This window comes from Acinetobacter towneri (genome assembly GCF_001758345.1).
GTDB classification, from domain to species: domain Bacteria; phylum Pseudomonadota; class Gammaproteobacteria; order Pseudomonadales; family Moraxellaceae; genus Acinetobacter; species Acinetobacter towneri_A.
The window spans coordinates 1-5,287 of record NZ_MKQS01000044.1 but is presented as its reverse complement, the minus strand read 5'-3'; the positions used below and the strand labels follow the sequence as shown (position 1 = coordinate 5,287).

The 5,287-nt window shown below is 37.8% G+C and carries 10 protein-coding genes and 3 pseudogenes; 5 read left to right on the top strand and 8 right to left on the bottom strand.

Annotated elements, in window-relative coordinates:
• From BJN41_RS15480 to BJN41_RS16025, 5 genes and pseudogenes are all read right to left on the bottom strand, one after another.
• Positions 1 to 234 (bottom strand): annotated as a pseudogene (locus BJN41_RS15480) (IS6 family transposase); the annotation flags it as partial.
• Between the two features lie 64 nt (positions 235 to 298).
• Positions 299 to 400: pseudogene (locus BJN41_RS15650) on the bottom strand (DUF4372 domain-containing protein); the annotation flags it as partial.
• On the bottom strand, positions 370 to 738 hold the full coding sequence (locus BJN41_RS13145) for an ABZJ_00895 family protein (RefSeq protein ID WP_070155725.1): 369 nt from the start codon (positions 736 to 738) through the stop codon (positions 370 to 372). The pseudogene BJN41_RS15650 and the gene BJN41_RS13145, both read right to left, overlap by 31 nt.
• A 30-nt stretch (positions 739 to 768) precedes the next feature.
• Entirely contained in the window at positions 769 to 1,386 is a 618-nt protein-coding gene (locus BJN41_RS13140; RefSeq protein WP_070155724.1) for a DedA family protein, read from the bottom strand.
• Between the two features lie 87 nt (positions 1,387 to 1,473).
• A pseudogene (locus BJN41_RS16025) lies at positions 1,474 to 1,614 on the bottom strand (FUSC family protein); the annotation flags it as partial.
• A gap of 96 nt (positions 1,615 to 1,710) precedes the next feature.
• Between BJN41_RS16025 and BJN41_RS13135 the strand changes: the two are divergent.
• Positions 1,711 to 2,535 (top strand): IS4 family transposase, encoded by an 825-nt coding sequence (locus BJN41_RS13135; protein ID WP_070155722.1) that lies wholly within the window; start codon positions 1,711 to 1,713, stop codon positions 2,533 to 2,535.
• Positions 2,536 to 2,710: 175 nt separating this feature from the next.
• Here BJN41_RS13135 and BJN41_RS13130 read toward each other — a convergent pair whose 3' ends face one another.
• Positions 2,711 to 2,980: a hypothetical protein gene (locus BJN41_RS13130; protein ID WP_039048204.1), complete on the bottom strand. Its 270-nt coding sequence runs from the start codon at positions 2,978 to 2,980 to the stop codon at positions 2,711 to 2,713.
• A gap of 182 nt (positions 2,981 to 3,162) precedes the next feature.
• Between BJN41_RS13130 and BJN41_RS13125 the strand changes: the two genes are divergently transcribed.
• Both BJN41_RS13125 and BJN41_RS13120 read left to right on the top strand, forming a co-directional pair.
• Positions 3,163 to 3,459 carry a type II toxin-antitoxin system RelE/ParE family toxin gene (locus BJN41_RS13125; protein ID WP_005175534.1) on the top strand — a complete coding sequence of 99 codons (297 nt, stop codon included), beginning with the start codon at positions 3,163 to 3,165 and terminating at the stop codon, positions 3,457 to 3,459.
• A 1-nt stretch (position 3,460) separates the two neighbouring features.
• Complete coding sequence (locus BJN41_RS13120; RefSeq protein ID WP_004969304.1) at positions 3,461 to 3,751, top strand: addiction module antidote protein; 291 nt, start codon at positions 3,461 to 3,463, stop codon at positions 3,749 to 3,751.
• Between the two features lie 76 nt (positions 3,752 to 3,827).
• Here the strand turns inward: BJN41_RS13120 and BJN41_RS13115 are convergent, their stop codons facing one another.
• Positions 3,828 to 4,151, bottom strand: a complete 324-nt coding sequence (locus BJN41_RS13115; RefSeq protein ID WP_004676058.1) for a hypothetical protein — start codon at positions 4,149 to 4,151, stop codon at positions 3,828 to 3,830.
• Between the two features lie 103 nt (positions 4,152 to 4,254).
• On the opposite strand from BJN41_RS13115, the gene BJN41_RS13110 reads away from it, so the two are divergent.
• The gene (locus BJN41_RS13110; protein WP_004676061.1) at positions 4,255 to 4,677 is read left to right on the top strand and encodes a hypothetical protein; all 423 of its coding nucleotides are present in this window, start codon (positions 4,255 to 4,257) and stop codon (positions 4,675 to 4,677) included.
• Complete coding sequence (locus tag BJN41_RS13105) at positions 4,674 to 5,006, top strand: hypothetical protein (protein WP_070155721.1); 333 nt, start codon at positions 4,674 to 4,676, stop codon at positions 5,004 to 5,006. Before BJN41_RS13110 ends, BJN41_RS13105 begins: the two co-directional genes overlap by 4 nt.
• Here the strand turns inward: BJN41_RS13105 and BJN41_RS14990 are convergent.
• Positions 4,997 to 5,287, bottom strand: a 291-nt coding sequence (locus tag BJN41_RS14990; RefSeq protein ID WP_031978708.1) for an IS30 family transposase, incomplete at its 5' end; no start/stop codon positions are given. The genes BJN41_RS13105 and BJN41_RS14990 overlap by 10 nt on opposite strands.

The window sequence follows — 5,287 nt, the reverse complement described above, 5'->3', positions numbered from 1 at the left end:
ATCAATATGCCACGAGCTCAGATCTGTAGGATTACGCCAATACCAGCGTAAACGTTTTTCTATTTCAGGAGCATAACGTTGAACCCAACGGTAAATAGTCGTGTGATCAACATTCACACCCCGTTCGGCCAGCATTTCCTGCAGTTCACGATAGCTAATGCCATATTTACAATACCAGCGCACAGCCCAAAGAATGATTTCGCCCTGAAAATGCCGACCATGGAAAGGATTCATATGCTGCACCTTTAGCTAAAACAGTCTTCAGCTTACCATTCGTGGTTATTTGCAACAGTGCCCTTAGCTTTTCCTGTTGGCACTCCAAATTGGATTGAATATCTCTCAGACTTTGTCTACAAGAGAATTGAGACATCAATATGGCAATAAACTGATCCCACCGGGAATGCTTGCAGCCACCAGAAAAGAATTTGGTCCTCTTCCCGTATAGCTCATACTCCTGTAAATTTCAGCTGTCTGAGGGTGCATCCAGATCACCACCAATAAAAAGAGAAACCCGAATGTCATGGCAATGGTGGTGGAACCCCATACCAGTTTGCTTTTCTCTTCCTTGGTCGGTAAGCGAAGTTCTTGCTTAACAAAGTATCGGGCACTGAGAAAGGCAGCAGCAATCAGGGCAGGAATCAGCAGAATGGCACCGAGATGGAAGACATAGATCAGTACGCCCACCAATAGAACCAAGGTCAGATAAACGGTGGCGAAATATTTCAGATAATGCGACATCGTTTCGACCTCCTTAATACCGAGGTCTCATCAGGATGGCCGATTTTTACGCTGCTGTCTACGGTAAAAAATCCAGGCAATAATGACGGCAACAATCGCAATAATCACATAACTGACGTTACTGAAAATTTGATGCATCAGCTGCTGGTTTTCGCCAAAATAAAACCCGACACAGGCCAGAAAAGTAGTCCAGATGATGGTGCCGAGTGTGCTATAAAACATGAATTTCCAGAACGGCATGTGGCTCATACCGGCAGGGATGCTGATCAGTGAAYGGACGGCAGGAATCATACGGCCAAAGAACACAATCCGGTGTCCATAATGCTCAAACCAGCTTAATGATTTTTTTACATCTGCGGATTTGATAAATAAATATTTGCCATAACGATCGACAAATTTAAAAATAGCATCATGGTTGAACTTATAGCCAATCCAGTAGAGCAAAGCGGCTGCCAGTAGGGAGCCGCTGCAACCAGCCATGATCACCCCGACCAGGAGTAATTCACCCTGAGAGGCTGAATAGCYTGCGGAAGGCATAATGATTTCGGAAGGGATTGGCGGGAAGACATTATCCAGGAACATGAGCAGAGCAATGCCCCAGTAGCCCAGTTGTTCCATGACGGAAATAATCCATTCGGTCAGATTCATAGAATTGGTAAAATAAAAAATACTGCCTGTATCCTAAGCAGTATTTTTTGTGCGGTAAAGTCTTGGAATATAAATGATCAGACAGAATCAGCTATGCGTTAGCGTATAAATATAAACTTTCCGTAATAAATAGGCCAGGCAGATCGGTAAAATACTCAGAAGGATAAAATGCATGATCATGATATTGATATGGTAACCAATGAATAGTGCCAAAATGGCCCCAATCACCACTGCTGTCCCATAGTTTGATTTAAATAAAAAACCTGAGTCCAAATCGTTAAAATATGAGTGCAAACAAACACTTTAACGACCAGGATTCAGGTTTTGTCACATCAGAATACCGTATTTCATGAGCTAATTAAACCTGTTGTGCGACAGGATTTTGAACAACTTGCTAAAGTACACCATGTTGGACAGAAATTTAGAGCGGCTTCCCGGTGGGATCAGTTTATTGCCATATTGATGTCTCAATTCTCTTGTAGACAAAGTCTGAGAGATATTCAATCCAATTTGGAGTGCCAACAGGAAAAGCTAAGTCATCTCGGAGCAAAGTCTATTCCCCGAAGCACGCTGGCACGAATCAATGAGCAGCAGCCTGCTGCCTTGTATCAACAGCTCTTTTACAAGTTGCTTAAATACTATGAACACTCAAAAGTAGCTCATAAATTTCGCTTTAAGAATCCCTTGTATTCCTTGGATGCCAGTCATATTGACCTGTCGCTTTCCTTATGTGAATGGGCCAAAGTTCACGACTCAAAAGCCAGCATGAAACTCAGCATAGGATTGAATCACAGCAATGATATTCCTGAGTTTGTTGCAGTTGAAAATGGCAAAGAAAATGACATGGTACAAGGCCGCAAATTCCAGTTTCCTGCTGGCAGCATTGTAGTTTTTGATAAAGGCTATGTCGATTACCAATGGTATGCAAAATTAAAAGCCTTTTTAGGCCGAAGCAAGAACGCCATTCAGACGCAAATCTGGATTGCGATGATCGCCTATTTACTGGTAAGTTTCGCTCAACATTTAGGGAAAAAAGGCTGGACAGTTCAGCGCTTACTCAGAATAATTCAAGTGAATTTATTTGAAATAAAAACCTTAAAAGCGTTATTTTCACCCGATAAAGTCCCCATCAAACAAGAGGAAGCTTAAATGGGCTTCCTCTTGTAAAAATTGTGGGACAGCAGTGAGCTTATAGCTCCCATTTTTAACTTCGCATAACGTGTATTATGTTAATTTTAGGAAAACTTAAGAGACTGTAAATAAAACTGTGTAAACGCTTAAACTATCGTTAAAAGTGTCATTCTAGGTATTCCATTAAATATGGTCATAGCTTATTTATGATTTCACAATCTTTATTTAATCGGCGAATTGATCTGATAAATTTTTTCGGGTCATCAATGCACAGCGGTTGTTCCTGACCATCACGTAAAATTATATACTCGTCTAATTTTTCATAATGCACAGCGGCAACTGGTACGCCTTTATTTTTTTTGTTGAACTCATGATGATTGCCAGGTACTAGTTCCGCATAGGTAAAAATAATCTTATCCGCAATACGAATATAGCTGGCGCTTGTTTTTGACATTCTTGACATATAAAAACCTCCATAGGTGTGAAATTAATATACAACTATTTTACAACTAATTTGCAACTATTTCAAGGCTTTTTTAATCACTTAACATAATGGCGATTATAAGAAATTAATGGATGTCCATATAGATTACTTGCATATTGTATTCGATCGAATACAATATGGTGAGAAAACAAGGAATCCTCATGATTGAAATTAAACGTCTGCCAGAGTTTGATGAATGGTTGGATGGCATTAAAGACAATATGACCCGTATTCGCCTGAATCGTAGATTGGATAAGGTTCAACGTGGAAATTGGGGAGACATTAAGCCTCTTCAAGATGGCGTTTGGGAAATGAGAGAGTTCTTCGGTGCTGGATGGAGAATGTATTACATCCAACATGGTGACGTAGTGATTGTAATGCTTGGTGGAGGAGATAAATCGACTCAACAACAAGATATCGATCGTGCAGTCAAATTATCGAAAACATTGGAGGATTAAAATGGTTAAAGTCGCTGATTTACCAAGTTTTGATATGGCTGAGTCGCTCAAAACTGAAGAAGACATTGTGATGTATCTCAATATGGTTCTTGAAGAGAATGATCCAGCTGAATTAGCCCATGCACTTGGCGTTATTGCTAAAGCTCGTGGCATGACTCAAATCGCTAAAGAAGCAGGGATTGGACGTGAGGCACTCTACAAAGCCCTACGTCAGGATTCAGCACCACGTTTTGATACGATTAATCGTGTTGTGAATGCTTTAGGCCTAAAACTCACAGTACAACATGCCTAAGACTTTAAAAAATATAGTAAAAATGGGAGCTAAAGGCTCCCGTTTTTAGATTCGTATAACGTGTATTATGTTAATTTTAGAAAATCTGTTTTAGTTTGTACCTTTTCAAAATTATGTAAAAAGCAAATAAAACACTTATCCAGAACAAATAATCAAAAATAAAATATAAGAAGATAAATTGATCTATTCCTATAATAATATTTAAAGGATCTAGCGCTATACTCCCACCTGGAGATACTTCACCATCTACTAAAAACTGTAAGGGAAATCCTCCTCCAATGACTTTAACTTTTCCAAGCTTGTCTACAACTATACGATCCACTAATGTATATTTCTGATAAAACAAAGATAAATAAGTAAAAATAAAAGATAAGCAATTGAAGTATAAAAATTTTTTCATAATTTCCTCTCATATATCTACTAATTTTAACAATTTTTAATCAGAGCCTTTTGGAATAATTTGCTTTAATTTCTCTATTACTCTCTCAAAAAATTCCTTTAATATGAAAAGATTAGAATTTATTTTATTAAGTTTACTTGCAGCCTGCAGTCCAGTTACAGAAAAAATTGAATCAAATATAGTTGTTCCACGTATTCAATATACGGGGGGAGCAGATAATGCAAGTTATAGTGAGGCTAAGCTTATTAGGGAAGGTAAATGCCTATACCTAGAACATGCTGATGGCTCTAAAGTTCTGCCAATTTTTGCTACAAAAACTCTAGATTGGGATACGGAAACTAAGAGCCTAAAAGTAGATTCGGATACTTATTTTTTAGGTGATAAAGCAGCATATGGAGGCGGAGAATCCTATCCTCTAGAAAAAAATAATTATTCTTGGATAACTGAAGTAGATCATAGCTGTGATACCTCAAAAGTTATAGTTATTAATCGACTCATAAGACCAATTGAAGAACTACCAAAATGAAGAATAGCCTATTTTACTGTCTTACATTAGTTCTACTTATAGGATGCCAGCCATTTGAAAAGGATGGATATATTTTTATTAAAAATCAGACTGATTATCCAATTACAGACCTTAAAGTAACTTATATTAGTGCTCAAAAAACTTATAGCTTAGGTACTCTTTATCCTTATTCAGAATATAAATACGCCATCAATTACGAGCGGCACAATGAGGATTCAATAATCTTTTCATATTTAGATAAAAATCATAAAAAGATTAATCAAGAAGTAGCTACGTATGCAGCCAAATATGATAGGAAAAGTTATGAAATAGGGCGAATTCAAACATGAGGTGCGACAGTTTGAAAAGTCTTATGATAATCAACAAGCTGAGCAAATTTCTCTAATGGTGTAAGCCAATCTAACGCTTTTCTAGGACGAGTATTCAGTGACATGGCAACTTGATTTAAATAATGCTGATCTGCCTGATTTAAATCAATCCCTTTAGGTAAATATTGCCTAATTAAACCATTCATATTTTCGCATGTGCCTTTTTGCCAGGGTGAATGTGGGTCACAGAAATATACATCTATGCCTAAATCTTCTTCAAGTATTTTATGTTCTGCCATCTC

Excerpts from the sequence above, each read along its gene's own strand:
- BJN41_RS13145 (WP_070155725.1), bottom strand. The coding sequence starts at position 738 with ATGTCGCATTATCTGAAATATTTCGCCACCGTTTATCTGACCTTGGTT.
- BJN41_RS13130 (WP_039048204.1), bottom strand. The coding sequence starts at position 2,980 with ATGTCAAGAATGTCAAAAACAAGCGCCAGCTATATTCGTATTGCGGAT.
- BJN41_RS13125 (WP_005175534.1), top strand. The coding sequence starts at position 3,163 with ATGATTGAAATTAAACGTCTGCCAGAGTTTGATGAATGGTTGGATGGC.
- BJN41_RS13120 (WP_004969304.1), top strand. The coding sequence starts at position 3,461 with ATGGTTAAAGTCGCTGATTTACCAAGTTTTGATATGGCTGAGTCGCTC.
- BJN41_RS13115 (WP_004676058.1), bottom strand. The coding sequence starts at position 4,151 with ATGAAAAAATTTTTATACTTCAATTGCTTATCTTTTATTTTTACTTAT.
- BJN41_RS13110 (WP_004676061.1), top strand. The coding sequence starts at position 4,255 with ATGAAAAGATTAGAATTTATTTTATTAAGTTTACTTGCAGCCTGCAGT.
- BJN41_RS13105 (WP_070155721.1), top strand. The coding sequence starts at position 4,674 with ATGAAGAATAGCCTATTTTACTGTCTTACATTAGTTCTACTTATAGGA.